This is a genomic window from Paenibacillus ginsengarvi (assembly GCF_003626695.1).
Classification (GTDB): Bacteria; Bacillota; Bacilli; order Paenibacillales; family NBRC-103111; genus Paenibacillus_AB; species Paenibacillus_AB ginsengarvi.
On sequence record NZ_RBAH01000017.1, the window covers coordinates 163,950 to 184,114 of the forward strand.

Consider the following 20,165-nt stretch of genomic DNA (forward strand, 5'->3'; position numbering starts at 1 on the left):
CGATGAAGGGGACTGTCGACGCTAAACGGGCCGAGCTGCGAAACCACGCGCTCTACGATATCGGGGTAACCAGAGTGTCCGCCTTGGCGGCGGTACTGCTCGTCGTCTCGATTATCGTTACGGGCATTGTCGCTTACTCCATTACGAAAAGCCAGGCGGTCAAAAAGCTGAAGGAAAACGACCTCGCCTATATTGCCAGCTCGATTGCCGCCAAAATCGACGGCAGCATCGAACGCGCCGTCGAGACGTCCCGTCTGCTCGCCGAAGACCGCGCGATTCGCGATTGGATCAGACAAGGGGAGCGGCTCGAAGCAGGCGCCGATCCGCTGGCCAAAATCGTCGCCTTGAAGCAAAAGTTCGGCTACGACAACAGCTTTATCGTCAGCGTTCCGACCGGCCGGTATTATGCGGAAAACGGCGCCCTCATCGACGTCATGTCCAGGAACGATCCGGACGACAGCTGGTATTATTCGTTCTTGCAGGAAAATAACCCGACCCGCGTGGAGATCGATTACAATCATGTCCGCCAGGATACGTTCATCTTCGTCAATGCCTTTATGAAGGACGGCAGCGATCCGCTCGCCATCGTTGGAGTAGGCCTCAGCTTGAAGGAATTGTCAGCCAAATTCGGGGAATACAAATACGGCGCGAACGGCAGCTTGTGGCTGACCGACCAGACGGGCACGATTTATTTGTCCGACGATTTCGGCCAAAACGGCCATAATATACGGGATTTCATCCCGGCCGCTACTTCCGGGCAAGTACTTGCCGACTTGAACGGCAAACAAAGCGTGCTCGACTTCCGAGGGCCGGATGGCCGAATGAACGATCTCGTCACCTATCCGATTGCAGCGACCGACTGGACGCTCGTCGTTTCGGTCGATCGGGCGGAAGCTACCTCGTTTTTGCGGACGATTCAGGTACAGACGGCCGCCGCCGTCGCCGTGGCGCTGCTTTTTGTCATTTTCTTCTTTTACTACACGTCCCGCAAGCTGGCCGAACCGTACAAGCGGGCCATCGGGCTGAACATGGAGCTGGAGAATCAGATTGCCGCCCGAACGCAGGAGCTGGCCGAGCAGAACGAAAAGCTGTTGGACAGTCTCGACTATGCGAGCCGAATTCAGCAATCGGCGCTTCCCGCCGAATCCGAGCTCGGCGAAGCGTTCGCGGATCATTTTGTGCTGTGGAGGCCGAAGGACGTGGTCGGCGGGGACTTTGTATGGGTAAAGCCGGTACAGGACGGCCATCTTGTCGCTGTCGGCGATTGTACCGGGCACGGAGTTCCCGGAGCGCTGATGTCGATCATGACGGTGTCGCTGCTTAATCAGTTCGCCCAGCGCGACTCGGATGCGGAGCCCGATCCGAGCCGATTTCTTGCCCAGCTCAACCAATCGATCAAGATGACGCTGCATCAGAAAGATAAAGACGGCTTGACGGACGACGGGCTCGATATCGGCCTCGTGTACGTTACCAGGCACCGCGCGGTTTTTGCCGGGGCCAAATTTACGCTCTACATTCGGGGGGCAGGCGGCGTACAGGAAATCGAGGGAAGCCGTAAGTCAGTCGGCTATCGCAATACGCCGAACGATTACGCCTACACAAGCGCTATGGTGAACGTCGATTCCGGAGACGAGCTGTTCCTGACTTCGGACGGGCTAATCGATCAAAACGGGGGAGAAAAAAATTATTCGTTCGGCAAAAGCCGGTGGAGAAAATGGCTGGAAACCGGAGCGGGAACCCCAATGAGCGGACAAAAGCAGCACCTGGAATCGGTGCTGCAGTCATATAGGGGAGATGAACCGCAGCGCGACGATATTACGGTCGTCGGCTTACGGCTCCTGTAAACGGCTGTCCAGCCGTACGGAAAGCAATCTTATACGACTGGTGCCCCCTCGTAGCGATATCCCAATCCCCGCACGCTGACGATGTATCGCGGATCGGTCGGGTTTTGCTCAAGCTTTTTGCGCATATTGTAAATATGCACCATGACGGTTCTCGGATCGTCATTGCTGTCTCTGCCCCAAACATATTCGTACAGCTCCGAGGCGGAGAACACCTCCTTCGCCCGGTTCGCCATAAAGACCAGAAGCTGATACTCTTTAGCCGATAGCCTTACTTCATGACCGTCCGCATAAACGGTCATTTTTTTCGTATCGATATAAATGCCGTCCTTCGGTATCGCCGGCTCCGTACGCGCTCCTTGCGACGACGGGTCGTAACGCCGGTATATCGGCGCCCTGCGCAAGTTGGCCTTCACCCTGGCCACGACAATCGCCGGGTCGAACGGCTTCGCTATATAATCGTCCGCCCCCAGGTCCAAGCCGCGAATGACGTCTTCCGCCTCTCCGCGGGCGCTGACGAACATAATCGGAACGTTGGAGACGCTCCGGATCTGTTCGCATACTTCCAAGCCGCTGGCTCCGGGAAGCTGAATATCCAACAAAACAAGATCAGGACGAATGAACTCGAATTCTCGCAAAGCCGACACGCCGTCGCTTGCACAGGCGACGTTGAAACCGTTCTTGATCAAGTAAAGCCGGAGCAATTCGCGAATTTCATTATCATCCTCGACGACTAACACGGTAGCTCTTTCTGCTAACTCCATCGCGCTCCCTCCACTTCCGCCGCAATCCCTTACTCTTTCATTCTACCATTTTGATTAGGTGCTAGCCAAGAAGGCTTCAAGGAGGCATGGATCAACCTATTTTAGCAATTCTGTTCGATACTCCGAAGGCGACATGCCTACTATTTTTTTGAATTGCTTGCTGAAGTAGAAGCAATCTTGAAATCCTACATCCGCCGCGATCTTCGTTACAGTCTCGTTCGTCGTCCCCAGCATATGCTTTGCTCGTTGGATGCGCAGCTGATTAATGTACGTGCTCATTGTCATCCCTGCGTATTTCTTGAAAGTCGAGCACAAATATTCGTATTTGCGGTTAAAATAAGTTTCCATTTCCATTTTCGGAAAATCGCAATGATTCCATTCGTCCAAAAAATTGACCATTTTACGATACAGCATGAACGAGGCCGATATCGATTTGTTCGATTCGCTCTTCTCCAGTGCGTCGCAGGCGAGCATTTCCAACAATTGGCCCAATTGCAGCGACGTCCTGAATTTGTAATAGCCTTGCGGATTCAGAAACTGCCCGATCAGCCGCTCGAACGCGCTTAGCAGTTCGTATCGCCGTGACGGCAAGAAGCGCTTTGGAATAACCATGTATCCCGTACTTTGCTCCCCTTCTTCTATTGTCCGCAACAAGGCTCTCTCCGGACGGTTTTGCCGCTCCTTGCGATTCCATTCCGCCCAAGATTCGATTTGCACAGGCTCGGGAGACGAAGCGAACTGAACCCAGAAAAAGCCGGACGAGTCTTTAAATGCTTTCCACCCCTGATGCTGCTGCCAGGGCTGTAGCATATAAGCTTCTCCCGTTTCCAAAGTTAACTTGTCGTTGCCCACCTGTAGATAAATAGGCCCTTCCGTAACCATAATCAGCTCGTAATACGGATTTCGGTGAACGATATTTTGTATGGATATGTTTCCTTTGTGGACGTTAGCCCATTTCACTTCCAGCAAAGACGGTTCGGTAAAAAGAAACAATGTCATCCTTATGCCACCTTTAAGATTTATGCGTGTAAAATATTAATCGTCTCCATGGCTACCGCTCACGCCCGGAGCTATGCTTTGGTAAGCGCTTTACAATAGTATAAATCGAATAGTGAGAAAAAGAGAATGGAGATGAGCGAAAAATGAGAAGAAACAACAAAACGACGCGCTTTACCCAGACGGCCAAAAAAACGATGCCTTTATTGCTTGTCGGCATATTGTCGCTTGCCCCCGCATGCGGCAGCGATAAAGGGAAAACGCAAAGCGCCCCCCTCCCCCCGGTGGAGCTCGTTTTTTACGACGGAAGCGGGGACTGGCAGCCCGACCAATTCGACAAAGAAATTGCGCAGCCGCTCCAAACGAAATACCCGCATCTTGTACCGAAATTCATACCGTATACAAACGCCGGCAAAATGCAGGAGCTTATCACTGCGGGAGAGACGCCGGATATTATCTACGTTTCCACCGGCCTCGTTTACGATCATGTTATCAAGTATGAGTTACAAACCGACATCACCGATTTGATCAAAAAAAATAATTATGACATGGGAAAGATCGAACCGGCCGCGGTCAATATGATGAAACAGCTCGGAAACGGCCAAATATACGGCCTTCCGGCATTCATGGCGCCTTCCCCGCTTTATTACAATAAAGACATTTTCGACAAGTTCGGTGTCGCTTACCCGAAAAATGACGCCTCCTGGGACGACCTATACGATTTGGCCAAGCGGCTGACACGCAAAGATGGCGATCAGCAATATTACGGATTCATGTTATCCCCATCGCATTTGGCCGTCAGAAATCAGCTTTCATTGCCGCTGATCGATCCGGCGACTGAAACGGCATCGTTTGCGGACGACAGGTGGAAGCCCTTTTTCGAAAACTTTATCCGTTTCTATCAAATACCCGGTTATGTAATGGATGCCACAACTGCAGATACGACCAATCAGCGCAACAAGTTTACCAAGGACAGAACGGTTGCCATGTGGCTGCCTGTAAGCACTTTGCATACGGCGAGCGAGCTGCAGGGCATGAATTGGGATATGGCGACATTCCCCACCTATAAAGGAATGCCTGGCGTTGGCCCGCAGCCTTATCCGGTATCGTTCTACATAACGAAAACGAGCAAGCATAAAGACCAGGCGTTCCAAGCGATCTCGTATATAGCAACAGAAGAGTATCAGTTGCCGATCGTGAAAAAAGGAATATTTCACACCGCGCTAAAAAGCGAACCGTTGAGGAACGCTTTTGGGCAAGAAGCGGATATGTACAAGGGCAAAAACACAAAAGCGATGCTGCCGCAAAATTACTCGCCTGGCGCTCCTTTGACGAAGTATAACAACGTGTCGAGGGACAGATTGTACGTCGCGTATTTGGAAGTCGTTCGAGGACTGAAAGATCTTAATACCGCACTAAGAGACGCTGAAGAGAAAACGAATCAGAAGATCAAGGAATTGAAAACGGCCGACGCCAAATGACGAAAGGAGTACACACCTATGAGGGAATATCGGACCGATTTAAGTGAGGCAGGCGGAAACTTGAAGTCCGGAGATCCGAATATTGCGATGAGCAGACGGAAGCTGCTCGCTTCGCTCGGCCTCGCCGGAGTCGCGGCTGCATCCGGAACGATGTGGCGGCAAATCGCCCATGCAGGGCCAAGTACGCGATATTCGGTAACAGGAACCGTTTATGGGACAGATCCGGACTGGCCAAACGATACCAAGCTTTGCATAACGACAACGATCGAGGAATTGCGTTCGGGCGCATGCGCCGCGGATGAGCGACTCGCATACTATGTGATGGACAAAGGGCAGGAAGGATTTTTCCTGAATGATCCGCTCGATTCGATTTCTGAGGACAATACGGGGACGTGTATCGTCGCAGCGGCTTCCGGCGCCAGATTTCACAGGAGCGTCGAAGCCGGGCGCATCAACGTGAGATGGTTCGGCGCCAAAGGGGACGGGGCAACGAACGATACGCAAGCTATTTTAAAAGCGTACGCCGCCATCCGCGAAGGCGATACGCTGCTGTTCCCCGAAGGGACTTACCGGATGGACAGCGCGCCTCCTGTCGAAATACTCAAAAGCAACGTTACCATCGAAGGGGAAGGAAGACGCGCCTCCATCATCAACGCGAAGGGCTCGACCTATTTTATGTTCCATGTAAAGGCGAGCGGCGTCACGTTCCGCAACATCGGCATCGAGAAAAGGATGGCGGCGGTTCCCGAGAGCGGCCTTTTCCAGCCCATCTATATATCGGAGTTTGATCGAACGTTAAACGAAACGTATGATGTCAAAAATGTAACGATCGAGAACGTGTATATTACCGGGGGCACAGCTTGTATTCAAGTAGGCGCCAACGTAAATCCGGAACAAATTCATGGTACGCTGAAACATATTGTCGTGCGTAATTGCGAATTATATTCGAACGAAGACGGTACGGGCCAAGGAACGTGCATTCATGGCGTCTATGGAGAAGAATGCAAGTACATGGACAACTATTGCTATGGAGGGGAAGCCGCCGCCGCCATCAACCTTTACGGAACGTGGAATTCGATCGTGCAAGGAAACAGCATATACCGCAACAAATGGGCCGGAATCGAAAGCGAAAACAACCGGGGCGGCAATCTTATATCGGGCAATCAACTGTTCGACTGCAAAGTCGGGATCATGCTTGACGATACGTTCCATAACATCGTATCCGACAACAATATTATTAACGTTCAGAAATCCGGCTCGCTTTCCGGAATACGTGTGAGCAGCAGGTCGGTGGAGGATGGCCAATATTATATCGACAACGTCCATATTGCAAACAATTCGATTTCCGGATACAACGAAGGAATTGTTCTGGAAGGATATGATACGCTGCTCCATGCGAATTCGATCATCCGAAATGTAAAAATCAAAGGGAACCATATCTCGGGGTGCAAGGCGGGCATACGCGCCGGCAACGCCCAGCCCTACGAATATTTCGGATTTATAAGCCGCCTCGTCGTTGCCGATAACGTTATCGAGTATAACAACAGCGTTCAGACGACGGCCGGACTCGGCATTTATATATCCAAAAACGGCGATCATATAACGATCAAATCCAATGTGATCCGCAATCATTCAGAAGCGATCTCGGTCGATTTCAATAACGTCTCGAATCATATTTACATTGCGGACAACTTGGCCTCCGGTTCTGCCCAGTACGACATACGCGCCTACCAGTCTCAAGGGAAAGTCGTACTGAAAAACAATACGATCGAAAAATCGTTCCGCTTCCTGGAAACAAACTTTATCAAGAAAACACATCAGGGTTCGGACAACATCTCGACGACAGGCCAAATCGTTCCCAACAGTCCGGATGTGTATATGGCGTTTACGCCTGCGAGAAGAACATTCCGTAATTCCGGCGGATCGGCCATTCCAAAAGGTGCTATAGTCGCGCTCGACACTAGCTACAGCTTCGCCGCTTTTGTAAACATCTCCGCAACCCGAAGCGACCATTTGGCTATTGGCGTTGCGGCGGATACGATCAATGCTGGCGAATACGGCATCGTTCTGGTAGACGGATTGTGCGACGTCCTCGTGAACGGTCCGATTAGCACCGGAACGATGATGACGAATGCCGGTTCCTATGCCGAAGCGGCAGCTTCGGGAGAGCGGCATTTGCTCATCGCCATGGAAGCCAACGGTTCGGGAGCGGCTCTCCGAAAAGCTGTAATCATCAACAGGTGACCCGGCCGACGTAGGACGATAGAGCGCAACACGCAAAAAGGATGCCATGGAAGATCGGCATCCTTCTTGCGTGTTGCTAGTATCACTCTTCTTTCGGGTTCAGCATCAACTCGGGACGTACGAGCGTCTCGAACTGCTCTTCCGTGAGAAAACCGCTGAGGACGGCCGCCTCCTTCAGCGTCAGTCCTTCCTTGTGCGCCAGCTTGGCGACCTGAGCCGCTTTCTCGTAACCGATATGCGGATTCAGCGCCGTGACCAGCATGAGCGAACGCTCCATATGGCCGCGAATGACTTCCTCGTTCGGCTCGATGCCGATCGCGCAGTGGTCGTTGAACGAGACGATCGCATCCGCCAGCAGCCGCACGGATTGGAGAAAGTTGTAGATGATGACCGGCTTGAACACGTTCAGCTCAAAATTGCCCTGACTCGCCGCAAAGCCGATCGCCGCGTCGTTGCCCATCACCTGGCAAACGACCATCGTTAGCGCTTCGCTCTGCGTCGGGTTTACTTTGCCAGGCATGATCGAGCTGCCCGGCTCGTTTTCCGGGATGCGGATTTCGCCGAGTCCGCTGCGCGGACCGCTGGCGAGCCAGCGCACGTCATTGGCGATTTTCATCAGATCGGCGGCCAGCGCCTTGATCGCCCCATGCACGTAAACCAGCTCATCGTGGCTCGTGAGCGAATGGAACTTGTTCGGAGCGGAGACGAAGGTGTGGCCCGTCAGCTTGCCAAGCTCCTCTGCGACGAAAGCGCCGAATAACGGATGCGCGTTAATGCCCGTACCAACGGCGGTTCCGCCTATGGCCAGCTCGCTCAGCGCTTCCGCGGACGTGCGAATCATGCCTTCCGTCTTCTCCAGCATGCGGTGCCAGCCGCTGATTTCTTGTCCGAGCGTCAGCGGCGTCGCATCCTGCAGATGGGTCCTGCCGATCTTGATCACGCCCGCGTACAACTCGCTTTTCGCCTGCAGCGTCGCCTTCAGCTTCCGGATCGCGGGCAACAGTTTATCCTGAACCGCAACCATAGCGGCGGCGTGCATCGCCGTAGGGAATGTGTCGTTGGAGCTTTGCGACTTGTTCACATCATCGTTCGGATGAATCCGCTGATCGCTGCCGCCCTCCCGCAGCAATTGGTTGGCGCGGGTCGCAATCACCTCATTGACGTTCATATTCGACTGGGTGCCGCTTCCCGTCTGCCAAACGACGAGCGGAAACTCATCGTCCCATTTGCCTGCTATCACTTCGTCAGCGGCGCGAACGATCGCCTCCGCCTTCTCCTCCGCCAGCTTGCCTAGCCGCCTGTTCGCTAGGGCTGCGCTTTTTTTCAGCATGGCAAATACGCGGATAAGTTCGATCGGCATGCGTTCCGTTCCGATTTTGAAGTTCTCGAAGCTGCGCTGCGTCTGGGCCGCCCACAGCTTGTCGGCGGGAACCTTCACCTCGCCGAGCGTATCTTTTTCGATGCGGTACTCCATGTGACATCCTCCTTTTCCAACACCATTATATCCTTCGGAAGGGACGGATATCCAATCGTGAAAAAACCTTCGTTCGAAGCCGCAAGGCTTCAAACGAAGGTTATAATCGAACGTTCCTTACAGCCCCAGCGTGCTCCGGATGGAGCGGAACAGCCGATCATGCCCGTCCTGCGTAAAATGGAACGAATCATAAAACCAGCCGGAAATGTCGGTACCCGATCTCCATTCCGCCTTGATAGCTTCCTCCGCATCGGCCAGCAGCAGCCCGCGCTCGGCCGCAATCGACCGCAGCGTATCGTTATACCGGACAAAAGGCTCCGGATAGGCCGTGTCATCCAAAGGCTTATGCCAGCCGTACGTTTCGCCCGATACCGCCGACACGGGTCCGCTCGTCCACAGCAGACAGGCGCACCCGGCTGCTTCCGCTTCATCCAGCATACGCTCGATGTTGGCCCGGTAATCGCCAACCGGTATCGGCTTCCTCCAGTCGTTAATGCAGAAATTCAGAATGAGCAAATCCGGCTTCAGCGAGCGGACTCCCGTATCGAATCCGTCAAGCCCCTGCGCGCTCGTCCAGCCGCCCTTTCCCGAATTGTGCACGGTAGCGCGTTCGTTCAGATGCTGCAAATCCCTTCTAAGCTGCGATACCCATGAACCGCGAATCAGATCCGCGTTCATGCCGTTCTCCCTCGCCTCATACCAGCCCTCGGCGACACTGCCGTAAGTCCAGCTGTCCCCGTACGCAACTACGGTAACGGCCTCTCCCTCCAGCAGCTTTCGTTTCCATGTCAAACCGGCTCCGCTCACAGTTTCCCTACCTTCCCTCTCCTACGAGAGCAGCATTTCTTTCAAATCTTTCGGACGCATCGCCTTGAGCTGCTTCTCGTACAATTCCCGATACAGACCGCCTTTGCGGATCAACTGCTCGTGTGTGCCCGACTGGGCGATTTTGCCGTGCTCCATTGCAATGATCAGGTCGGCCCGGACGACCGTTGCGAGACGGTGCGCGATGACGAACGTGGTGCGGTTTTTCATCAAGTTGTTAAGCGCTTCCGTCACCAGCTCCTCGGACTCTGCGTCCAGTGCCGAAGTCGCTTCGTCGAGAATGAGAATGCGCGGATTTTTGAGCAATGCCCGCGCGATCGCGAGACGCTGTTTCTGGCCGCCGGACAGCCGGACGCCGCGCTCCCCGAGAACGGTATCGTAGCCTTTCTCCCACTTCGAAACGAATTCATGGGCATTGGCCGCCTTCGCCGCTTCGTACACTTCCTGCATCGTCGCTTCCGGCCGTCCGTAAGCGATATTTTCGTATACCGTTCCCGAAAATAAAATGTTTTCCTGCAGCACGACGGCGATCTGTTTGCGCAAATCGTTGATGTCATATTCCTTGATGTTGCGTCCGTCCAAGTAGACGGCGCCTTCGTCAACATCGTAAAAACGCGGGATGAAATTGATCAGCGTCGATTTTCCCGCTCCGCTCGGCCCGACCAGCGCAATCACTTGCCCGGGCTTCGCATGAAAAGTGATATTCTCCAGCGCCACGCGCGATTCGGTGACCGTCGGCAACGGGTCCGGCTGCGTTTTTGGCGGCAGCCAGTAAAACGGCTTCGGCGGCTTCTGCCGCTCCACAATGTCCGGATCGTAAGGCTTACCCGCATTCGGTCTCGGCACCGGCAGCTCCGTTTCATACGTGAACGACACGTTATTGAAGCGGATGTCCCCCAGGCACAGCGGAAGCGGCAGCGGGTGCTCGGCATTTTTCACGTCGGGCTCGATGTCCAGCACCTCGAAAATCCGCTCAATATTCGTCATTGCGTTCTGAATCGTGACGTTCACCTCCGCAAACCGCTGAATCGGCCCGTACAGCTGGCCGAGATAGCCGTTGAAGGCAACGAGCGCACCGACCGTCATATCGCCGTGCAGTACGAACAACCCGCCGACAGACCACGTAATGAGCGTACCCGAATAACCGACCGTCTGACTGATTCGCCCAAGTATGTTTGATAGCAGTTGCGCGCTCATCGCATGATTGACGTATTGGTCGGACTGCTTGTCGAAGCGGGCCAGCTCCGTACGCTCGCGGTTAAACGACTGCACGATCTTCATTCCGGAGATGCGCTCCACAAGCACGCCGGAAATGCGCTCCATTTGCCGGTTGACCGAGCGGGAGGCAAAACGAATGCGCACGTTCAAATTCGTAAACGACAAATAATAAATCGGCAAGATCCACAACGATAGAAGAGCCAGCTTCCAGTTCAATGAAAACAGGAGACATGCGGCAATGACAACCATGATCAAATCGAACGCGACGTTAATGACGTTCGAGCCGACCAGATTTTGCGCTCCGTTGACGTCGTTGATGACCCTCGATAAAATGCTTCCGACCTGGCGGCTGTCGTAAAACCGCTGGGACAGCTTCTGGATGTGCTCGTACAGCTGTCTGCGAATACCGGCGACCATCCGGTTGCCAAGCCTTGACATCACATTGTTCCGAATATAGGTCACAATGACGCTTACTAAATAAATGAGTGCAAATATCGTCACTACTTGTTTCAGCGTCCAGCCGGATTCGCTCTGACCGGGACCAAGACCGAGCACGTCGTCGATCATGATTTTGGTCAGCCATGGTCCGCTTAGCGGAACGATGAATTGCAGCAAGCCGAGGGCGACGATCGCCATCAAGGAATACCGGTAAGGCTTCACAAACTGCAAATACCGGCGTACAAGCCTCTTGTTGTTCTGGTCGATCGTCTCCCGTGAGTCACCCTCGTTTTTCACGCTTTCTCCCCCTCGAGCGGTCCGATTGCCGCCGCTGTGTTCTTTGTATTTGACCGTAATAAGTCCATCCCTTCCCTTTCCGCTGACGGAAGGGCATTAGGAAGGAATGGGAAACAACCCAAGGCCGACGTTAGATCGACTTTATGGGTTACTCCGCTTGGTATTACTGTCCCGACGTCTGTCTTTCTAGCGTTATTCGGGCGTTTCGTTTATCCGATTCGAACAAGGCATCCATCACGCGGGCCTGCGCCATAATCGAAGCCCCGCCGTCCGGCATCGTCTCGCCGGCGAGCACATGAGCGGCAAAGCGCTCGGCTTGCAGCCGGAACGGGGTAATCCGGTCCGTAACGAAGTCGCGGGTTTCCCCGTTTATCGTCACTTGCAGCGTGATCGACTGCGCGTTGCCGAACTGCTTCACCTCCAGCTCGCCTTTCGTGCCTCGAACCTGGTAGCCGCAGCCGTAAGGCATGTCGATCGCGGCGGTCATAAGCGCCGTGCCGCCTCCCGGAAATTGCAGCGTACCGGCAAACCGCAGGTCGACGCCTGCCTCGCCGGCACGAATCATCCGGCAGTCGGCGCTGAGCGGCTCTTCGCCGAACTGAAAACGGCTCCAGGCTACGAGATAGCAGCCCACATCGTAAAGCGCGCCGCCTCCCCACGCCGGGTTCAGCCTTGTACTCGTTTCCGCCGCCTGAAAAGAGAAGTTGCCGATAAAATGGACGGGATCGCCGATCTGTCCGGCTGCGATCGCCTCTCTGGCGTAAGTGTGGCCTTCCATCGTGCGTGAGACGAACGCTTCCTCCGCTCTGACGCCGTGTTGCTTTGCCTGCCGGATAATATCTTCGGCATCCTCGGCATTTAGCGCGAACGGCTTCTCGACCAGCACATGCTTGCCCGCCTGGATCGCCCGGATCGCCCACTCTTTATGCAAATGGTTGAGCAGCGCGATGTACACGGCATCGATCTCCGGATCGTCCAGCAGCTCGCTATAGCCGGCATAAGCCTTCGGCACGCCGTACTTGTCGGCGGCGGCCCGGCTGTTCTCGGCCGTTCGGCCGGCTACGCCGATCCACTCGCCGTTAAACGCCTGCTGCAGCGCCGGACCGGCTTTGCCGACAATATTGCCGGTACCGAGTACGCCAAAGCGCAACTTGTTCATGTTCATCCCCCTCATGGAACCTTGAAACCAGCATTTTCCTACTCATTTTAATTGACAGAGCGAGTCGTTGTGAAGGTGGCTGGCGGGGGTGGAGCCGCCATATCCAGACGGAACGGCTCATAAATGATACATTATCCCCCCTCCCCTCCAAAATGCTTACTATTTTGCGCATGCACACGCATCCAGGCGAAAAATGGGCGAACGCGTCTGCCCGCCAGCACGAACAAGGCGAGCGGCAGCCGCTCGCCTTGTATCACGTGCTTCCTTATTCGTCTTCCTTGAACACCGGCCGGATCGTCAGCTCGAACGCGAACCGTTTTTCGTTCAGCTGATACGCGGGGAGCAGCTGCGGGCCGCACGAATTCGAGCCGACGCCGCTCATCTTGTAGTCGATATGAACGATCGTCTCCTCTCTGCGCACCAGCTCGTGGCTGTGCGCCACCGCGGTCAGATCGGCCGGCGTATAGTGCGAGGCGTTAAACGAGAAGCCGTCCGGCGAATCGAACCGCAGCCCCATGCCGAGCTCATTCGAAACGATCGCCCACTGCGTGCCGTACCGGGAGCCGTTCTCCTGAGGTTTGATATAGTTTTCGAACATATCGTCAACGCGGAGCGCGTATCGCCCCTTTTTCGTACTATGCCGCTTGTCGATATAGCTTTCGTGCGGTCCGAGTCCCGCGTACTCCACTTCCTCGCTGCCGCGCGGCATCGTAAGCTGCAAGCCGAAGCGGGGCAGGAACGCTGACATTTCCTTCACCTCGACATCCGTACGCAGATGGATCTCGCCCGAGACGTCAATCCTCCATACCGCTTCGCCGCGCAGCACCGGCGCCTTTATATAACCTCCGAGCGAATACTTCACCCGGATCTCTACGGCGTTCCCATCCGTTAGACTCCAGGCGCTGTCGTACACCTTCATCCCGGCCCGGTCGAAGCCTTCGCCCATCCAGCCGTTTTTGACGCGCATATCGTTATCGGTCGGCGCCCGCCAAATGGCAAACTGCGTCGGTGCAGCGATCATGGGCACCCCGTGCTTCGATAGGCCTATGAACGCTCCGGCGGCCAAATCGAATGTGTGACGGAAGTCGAAGCCTTCGACGACGAGCTGCTCGCGCTTCTCGATGGCCTGCAACGCCGCCCCGGTTCGGCGCTGAGCCGGCACCTTTTGCACTGTCGCCTGAGTCGGCAGCTCGAACTGCGCGAACGCCAGCTCGTAGCCAAAATCGGCCCAATCCGTCCGCTCCTTCAGACGGCAGGACACCGTCAGAATCGGCTGGCCCGCCCCCGTACCCGGCGCCTCCAAAGGCAAAACGATACGCTGCGTCTCGCGCGGCCCCGCTTCCAGCCGCCATATATCCCCCTGGCTGAAGACCTCGCCGTTCAGCTCAACGGTCCAATGCAGGACAAGGTGGGTCAGATCGCTAAAATCGTATAAATTCGTGACCGCGATCCGCCCTTCAGGCAAATGCTCCGCTCCGATACGGATCGGCGCGATCACCTGCTTCAGCTCCAGCAGTCCCGCATGCGGCTGCCGGTCCGGGGAGACGAGCCCGTCGATGCAAAAATTGCCGTCGTTCGGCTTGTCGCCGAAGTCGCCGCCGTAGGCGAAGAACGGAACGCCTTCCGGCGTTTTCGTCAGGATGCCGTGGTCGCACCATTCCCAGACGCAGCCGCCCATCAGCAGCGGGTATTTGTAGATAACATCCCAGTAATCCTTCAAATCTCCGGGGCCGTTCCCCATCGCGTGGCTGTACTCGCACAAAAATAAAGGCTTGGTGCTGTTCCCGTTCGTCGCGTACTCCTCGATCGCCTGGACGGAGGCGTACATCCGGCTTTCCAGATCGAGACATTCCGTATCCGCCGATCCCTTGTAATGCGGCGCAGCGCCTTCATAATGGACCGGCCGCGAGGAGTCGCGCGCTTTCGTCCATTCCGCCATCGCGATATGGTTCGCGTCATAACCGGATTCGTTGCCCATCGACCAGATGATGACGCACGGATGATTCTTGTCTCGCTCGACCATCCGGATCGCCCGGTCCACGAAAGCGTCCTTCCATGCCGGATCGGCCGATAGCTTGTGGAAGGAGCCTTCGGCGTAGTTATGCGCCGATATGACCCCGTGACATTCCAAATCCGCTTCGTCTACGACGTAAAAGCCGATCTCGTCGCACAAATCGAGAAAACGGGGATCATTCGGATAATGCGAGGCGCGAATCGTATTCACATTGTGCCGCTTCATCAGGCGAAGATCGCGGATCATATGCTGTAGCGGGATCGTCTGCCCGAGCACGGGGTGGGAATCGTGCCGGTTGACGCCTTTCAGCTTCACCGCCCGCCCGTTGATCGTGAAGACGCCCGAGTCGATCGTCACCTGACGGAAGCCTATCGGAAAGCGCAGCACTTCCTCGCCTGCGTGGAGATACAGCTTGTACAACACCGGCTTCTCTGCATTCCAGAGCAGCGGATTCGCCACGCGCAGCTCAATAACTCCATTGCCATCGATATCCGCCTCCGCCGATCCGACCATTTCCCCGGCGGGATTCCGCAGCTCGGCCTTGACGCGAAGCGGCCCGGTCGTTTCGATCTCCGTGTGCAGTGCCGCCTCGCTGTAATCGGGCGTTAGCTGCTGCCTATTGAATACGTCGCGAATGCGCACCCGGTCCCTCGCCAGCAAATAAACGTCGCGGAAAATGCCCGAGTGCCGCCACAAATCCTGGTCCTCCAAATACGTGCCGTCGCACCATTTGAGCACCATAACGGCCATCCGGTTAACGCCGGGGCGAATATACGGCGAAATGTGAAACTCGGCCGGGACGCGGCTGCCCTGGCTGTACCCGACAAACGAGCCGTTGATCCACAAGTAGATGCACGAATTGACGCCCTCGAAGACGACATACTTCATCTTATCCGCCCAGTCATCGCCGACCCGGAACTCCTTGACGTACAGCCCCGCCGGATTGGCGTCCGGAACATAAGGAGGATCGTACGGAATCGGGTAATTCACGTTGGTGTAGTGCAATTGATCGTAACCGTTCATCTGCCAGCACGACGGCACGATCAGATCGTCCCAGCCATTCACCTCATACGTCTCGACCGCAAAAGCCGGATCGACCGTCCTTAGACTCGCATGATACTCGAATTTCCAGGAACCGTTCAGCGTCTGGTAAAACGGAGAGCGCCCCCGTTTGCCCGTATCCGCGGCCTCTTCCTTGCCGTAGGGAATGTAATATGCCCTGGGCGGTTCACGATTCACCTGCAAAACCGCCGGGTTCTGCCAATACTTCTCGATCCTCTGCATTCGAAAACGCTCCTTCTCTCGCCGTACTCGGCTATTTTTCCATGCCATGCCCCCATTATAGTTGTGATATACTAATGGATCATACAACCAAAACGGACAACATACCGGACAAAAAGGACATGATCGAACGATGCCGACTCCTCTGCCGCGGCTTCCGCTGCGGACCAATTTGCACTTGCCGCCCGGCGACGACATTCCCTTCCACGTCTACACGGTAGGCACGGAACAGCAAGCTGCGATCACCCGGCTGAAAGGATTTTCCGCCAATCAGCTGTTTCTGACGTTCTCCGGAGGCGGCTTGTTTCGCCCTCTCGGCCGGGACAAATGGGACATCGTCGAAGCAAACACGCTGCTGTACATTCCCGCCGGCGTTCCGCATGAATACGTACCGCAAGGGACGGAGCCGTGGCTGGTCGGTTACGTCACTTTCGTGGAGACGCACGGCATGTTGGAGGGCTGGGGCTTCGGCCGGGAGCCTTACCGGCTGCGGCTCGAATCCATGGAGAAGCTGCTCGAACTGATCGCGGACGTCTGGTCCGCTTCCGGTCCGCAGTACGATGCCTGGCGCTGCGCCGAGCTGCTGTTTACCTTTTGCGCCGAGCTGAAAAAGCAGCGAATCGGCGAGCGCGGCGCGGAGAACGAGGAAGCCGCAGCCAAAACGGCGCGTTACCGCGATTCGGCGACCGGCAGCGCCGTCCGTTTTTTGCACGACCATCTGCATCGCAAGCTGACAATGACCGAGCTGGCTTCGTATGCCGGGTATTCGGCCAAACAGTTGAACCGGCTGTTCCGCCGCGAGCTCGGCTTGACGCCGATGCAATATTTGCAGCGCATCCGTTTGAAAACGGCTTCCCTGCTGCTCGTCGAGCAGCCGAATTTGACGGTTAGGCAAATCGCGGCTCATATCGGCATGGAGCCGGACTACTTGGCCCGGTTGTATCGGCGCGTATACGGGAAAACGCCTGCGGAAGCGAGGCGGCGGTAATCGGATTAGGAGACGGACGTTTTCCGCATCGATGGACGGTCGCCCGACTTACCTCGACGAGTGGAGAGCTTGGATTTTTTTGACTAATAAGGGATTGACAAATGACGTTGTTTCGGTTATTTATTGATTAATAAATAATTTCAAACAAAAGTCAGATCCAAATGGAAGGAGAACGGAACGTGGCCAAAGAAGACCGCAAGCAGCAAATTATCGAAGCGGCCATATCCGTCTTCGCGAGGCAAGGGTATTACAAGACGACAACTGCGCTTATCGCCGAAGCGGTAGGGGTAACGCAGCCGTATGTCTTTCATTTTTTCAAAACGAAGGAAGAACTGTTCATCGCCGTCTTGCAGCAATCGGTCCGGCGTATCGCGAGTGTATTCAAGGAAGTCGAAGCGCCGCCGGAGCAGTTGATGGACCGGATGGGCGAGGCGTTTAACCAGCTGCTCCTTTCGCATCGGGATGAAACGATGCTTTCGATGCAATCGTTCACCGTGCCCGAGCCGGCCATCCGCCAGCAGTCGCGGGACGGATTCGCTTTTATTCATCACGTCGTGCAGGACAAATTCGAGAAAGCCTGGCTCCCGCAGCCCGCCGCATCCGCTGCCTCCTTCATCGGTCTCGGGCTGGCAACGATCCTCGCAGAAGTATTGGAGCTTCGCGAGCTCATGCCGGATTGCTAGGACGTCGGGCAAAGCCGTTCTAGAAGAACGCACATAGACGCTTCATCTGACGGCGCTTGCGGATTCGGCCCATTAACCGGGCTGCAAAACACGTAGAACGATAAAGCAACCGTTCTGCGGAAAGCTGCGGCTGTAATCCCAACATGCACTTCTATCCGAAGTGCATCGATTACGGGCTGTATTTATTTATTAATAAATAATAAACGGAGAGGAATGTGTGCTATGGCGAAAGTAATACCGGGAAGATACACGGCACGTATGGAAGGAGATTTTGTCGTTTTTATGATCGGCATGCGCATCAACCGGCTCTGGGCCGTACATAAATGGCTGCCGGTGCTTCTAGCGATGGGGCCGATGATCAAGGAGCTGTATACGAACCGGAAGCTCGGCTTTCGCGGTACGGAGTTCTCGATCGGCTGGCGCTCTGTGCATCAGGTGCAGTACTGGGATTCGTACGAACAGCTCGAGGCCTACGCCCGCGGCGGTCAGCATCTTGTCGCATGGCGGAATTTCAATCGCAAGGTGGGAACCGACGGGACCGTCGGCATTTACCATGAAACGTACAAAGTAAAAGCCGGCGACTACGAGTGCGTTTACGGCAATATGCCGGTATTCGGCCTGGCCAAGGTGTCGGAGCATGTAGCGGCCGTCGGCCGTATGGAAACGTCGCGCCGGAGACTTGGGGGCGAAAACGAGCCGGCCGTGCCTACTCCGGTCAATCCCGAGTAACGTTCGGCCACACGTGCGAATACTTCGCAGCGCCCCCTTTAGGGCGAAGCGCTATTAGCTGGGCCGGCATCCGCAGCTTCGGAAGCCGGCCCGAAACTTCCTATAACGAGGCGCGCTCCACGATCTCGGCCTGCAAAATCCGGTCGGACGCGGGGCGCTTCCGCATTTTGTCGAGCATCACTTCCATTGCAATCTCTCCGACTTTTTCCCGCGGATAATGGATGACCGTCAGCGGCGGAGCCGTCTGGGACGACATCAATATATCTTCGGAGCCTGCAACCGCCAGCTCCTGCGGAATGCGGACGCCGCTGGCACGACACGCGGCGACGATGCCCGCCGCCATCAGATCGTTCGCGCCCACGATGGCGGTGAAGCGGCCGGGAGCCGTTACTTTTGTACGGATCGCTTCGTGGGCGGTCTGCAGCCCGCCGTCCGCGTAGAAAATGTCCGGTTCCGCAAGCGGCAGCCGCTCCTGCTCCATCGCCTGGCGGAACGCCTTCAGCCGGTGGCTGAGTGGATGCTCCGGATCGCCGATGGCCATATAGGCGATGCGCTCGTGTCCTTTTGCCTTAAGCAGCCGGATCAGCTTCCTATACTCGGCGGTCCAGTCCAGATCGATGCTCGTGACGTGATCGCACCGCGGGACCGCCGGCGTCGTAATCGACACGACCGGGATGCCCAGCTTGGCGAAATGCCGCAGCGTCTCTTCCTGGAGCGACTGGCCGAGCAAAAAGATACCGTCCACCCGGCCGTGCAGCAGCGCCTTCAGCCTGCTCTCCTGTTCCTTGTGGAACGTTTGGAAGAAGAGCACGTAGTTATGCTTCGCCGCATGCTCCTCGATGCGTAGCAGCAGCCCCGCCTCATGCGGATTGCCCAAATGATTGATCAAAACTGCGAGCTGCTCGGTTTTGCGCATTTTTAACGCCCGGGCCGCCATATTCGTTTCGTACCCTAGCTCTTCGATTGCTTGAAGCACTTTCCGGCGCGTCTCTTCCTTGACGTAATTGCTGTCGTTCAGCACGTACGATACGACTGCGATCGAGACGCCCGCCCTGTCTGCGACTTCCTTCCGCGTGGCCATATGCTCCCCCATGTTACTTGATGGTTATTCTCCCTGGTAGCAACAGTATAGCATATCGGACAAGGCCCGGCCCGGCTTTGACGATTTGGCCTGGGGACGGGAGGCGGCGAGGTGACAGGTGCGGGTCGCGGTGGCGAGGGGCGGACGGGCCGAGCTGCGGAAGGCGGGGTGCGGTGGCGGAAGTACGAGATGGTGGGGCGGGCGGTGGCCGAGCTGAGCTGGCGGGTGCGGGTGCCGGGGTAGCGGGGTGCGCGGGGATAGAGTGCGGAGTTCGGTGACGAAAGGGGGTAGCAGGCCGCGCTTGCGCATCCGACCGAGCGTTCCGTCCATGCACTCGCAGCAAGCCGAGCATAGCGGAACTGTTTTCCGTTATCCACCGTTTTTTGCACGAAGTTACTCAAATAGCGGAACTCATTTCCGCTATTCCTTCGAAAACGGGAGATTTCTGCGGAATTTCGGCGATTTTTCGAATATAACGGAAACAAGTTCCGTTATCTCCCCGGAACCGGGTCCCGAACCCCAAATCGGTCCTACCCCCTAATTATGGAGAATAGCCTGCACAAGCTAGAGCGTTCGCAGTCTTACTTGAAATCTCACGTAATCAGGCTTTAAAGCGCAACTTGGAAGGGGGTTAAGTCTGGCTTCGCAGCGG

General features: G+C 55.7%; 14 protein-coding genes. 6 read left to right on the forward strand and 8 right to left on the reverse strand.

Annotated features, from left to right (window positions below):
- The first annotated feature begins 2 nt into the window (after positions 1 to 2).
- The gene (locus D7M11_RS22130) at positions 3 to 1,844 is read left to right on the forward strand and encodes a SpoIIE family protein phosphatase (RefSeq protein ID WP_158606776.1); all 1,842 of its coding nucleotides are present in this window, start codon (positions 3 to 5) and stop codon (positions 1,842 to 1,844) included.
- Positions 1,845 to 1,873: 29 nt separating this feature from the next.
- Here the strand turns inward: D7M11_RS22130 and D7M11_RS22135 are convergent, their stop codons facing one another.
- Together D7M11_RS22135 and D7M11_RS22140 are read right to left on the reverse strand one after the other, a co-directional pair.
- On the reverse strand, positions 1,874 to 2,605 hold the full coding sequence (locus D7M11_RS22135; RefSeq protein ID WP_120749439.1) for a response regulator transcription factor: 732 nt from the start codon (positions 2,603 to 2,605) through the stop codon (positions 1,874 to 1,876).
- A gap of 96 nt (positions 2,606 to 2,701) precedes the next feature.
- Complete coding sequence (locus D7M11_RS22140) at positions 2,702 to 3,604, reverse strand: helix-turn-helix domain-containing protein (protein ID WP_120749440.1); 903 nt, start codon at positions 3,602 to 3,604, stop codon at positions 2,702 to 2,704.
- Between the two features lie 143 nt (positions 3,605 to 3,747).
- Between D7M11_RS22140 and D7M11_RS22145 the strand changes: the two genes are divergently transcribed.
- Positions 3,748 to 5,082, forward strand: a complete 1,335-nt coding sequence (locus D7M11_RS22145; protein ID WP_120749441.1) for an ABC transporter substrate-binding protein — start codon at positions 3,748 to 3,750, stop codon at positions 5,080 to 5,082.
- An 18-nt stretch (positions 5,083 to 5,100) separates the two neighbouring features.
- Positions 5,101 to 7,326 (forward strand): glycosyl hydrolase family 28-related protein, encoded by a 2,226-nt coding sequence (locus D7M11_RS22150; protein ID WP_120749442.1) that lies wholly within the window; start codon positions 5,101 to 5,103, stop codon positions 7,324 to 7,326.
- A gap of 82 nt (positions 7,327 to 7,408) precedes the next feature.
- On the opposite strand, the gene fumC is transcribed toward D7M11_RS22150, so the two are convergent.
- The 5 genes from fumC to D7M11_RS22175 form a co-directional block, all read right to left on the reverse strand.
- The gene (gene fumC / locus D7M11_RS22155) at positions 7,409 to 8,800 is read right to left on the reverse strand and encodes a class II fumarate hydratase (RefSeq protein ID WP_120749443.1); all 1,392 of its coding nucleotides are present in this window, start codon (positions 8,798 to 8,800) and stop codon (positions 7,409 to 7,411) included.
- 117 nt (positions 8,801 to 8,917) lie between these two features.
- The gene (locus D7M11_RS22160) at positions 8,918 to 9,592 is read right to left on the reverse strand and encodes an SGNH/GDSL hydrolase family protein (RefSeq protein WP_193556255.1); all 675 of its coding nucleotides are present in this window, start codon (positions 9,590 to 9,592) and stop codon (positions 8,918 to 8,920) included.
- Positions 9,593 to 9,628: 36 nt separating this feature from the next.
- A complete protein-coding gene (locus tag D7M11_RS37785) occupies positions 9,629 to 11,578 on the reverse strand; it encodes an ABC transporter ATP-binding protein (protein ID WP_275671726.1) in 1,950 nt (649 codons plus the stop codon).
- Between the two features lie 163 nt (positions 11,579 to 11,741).
- Positions 11,742 to 12,737, reverse strand: coding sequence for a Gfo/Idh/MocA family protein (locus tag D7M11_RS22170; protein ID WP_120749445.1), 996 nt, complete (start codon positions 12,735 to 12,737; stop codon positions 11,742 to 11,744).
- A 265-nt stretch (positions 12,738 to 13,002) separates the two neighbouring features.
- Positions 13,003 to 16,035 carry a glycoside hydrolase family 2 TIM barrel-domain containing protein gene (locus tag D7M11_RS22175; protein ID WP_120749446.1) on the reverse strand — a complete coding sequence of 1,011 codons (3,033 nt, stop codon included), beginning with the start codon at positions 16,033 to 16,035 and terminating at the stop codon, positions 13,003 to 13,005.
- 130 nt (positions 16,036 to 16,165) lie between these two features.
- Between D7M11_RS22175 and D7M11_RS22180 the strand changes: the two genes are divergently transcribed.
- The 3 genes from D7M11_RS22180 (at position 16,166) to D7M11_RS22190 (ending at position 18,432) form a co-directional block, all read left to right on the forward strand.
- Positions 16,166 to 17,020, forward strand: coding sequence for an AraC family transcriptional regulator (locus D7M11_RS22180; RefSeq protein WP_240041246.1), 855 nt, complete (start codon positions 16,166 to 16,168; stop codon positions 17,018 to 17,020).
- Positions 17,021 to 17,199: 179 nt separating this feature from the next.
- The gene (locus tag D7M11_RS22185) at positions 17,200 to 17,703 is read left to right on the forward strand and encodes a TetR/AcrR family transcriptional regulator (RefSeq protein WP_120749447.1); all 504 of its coding nucleotides are present in this window, start codon (positions 17,200 to 17,202) and stop codon (positions 17,701 to 17,703) included.
- A 222-nt stretch (positions 17,704 to 17,925) separates the two neighbouring features.
- The gene (locus D7M11_RS22190; RefSeq protein ID WP_120749448.1) at positions 17,926 to 18,432 is read left to right on the forward strand and encodes a DUF4188 domain-containing protein; all 507 of its coding nucleotides are present in this window, start codon (positions 17,926 to 17,928) and stop codon (positions 18,430 to 18,432) included.
- A 100-nt stretch (positions 18,433 to 18,532) separates the two neighbouring features.
- On the opposite strand, the gene D7M11_RS22195 is transcribed toward D7M11_RS22190, so the two are convergent.
- Positions 18,533 to 19,513, reverse strand: coding sequence for a LacI family DNA-binding transcriptional regulator (locus D7M11_RS22195; RefSeq protein ID WP_158606777.1), 981 nt, complete (start codon positions 19,511 to 19,513; stop codon positions 18,533 to 18,535).
- Positions 19,514 to 20,165: the final 652 nt, after the last annotated feature.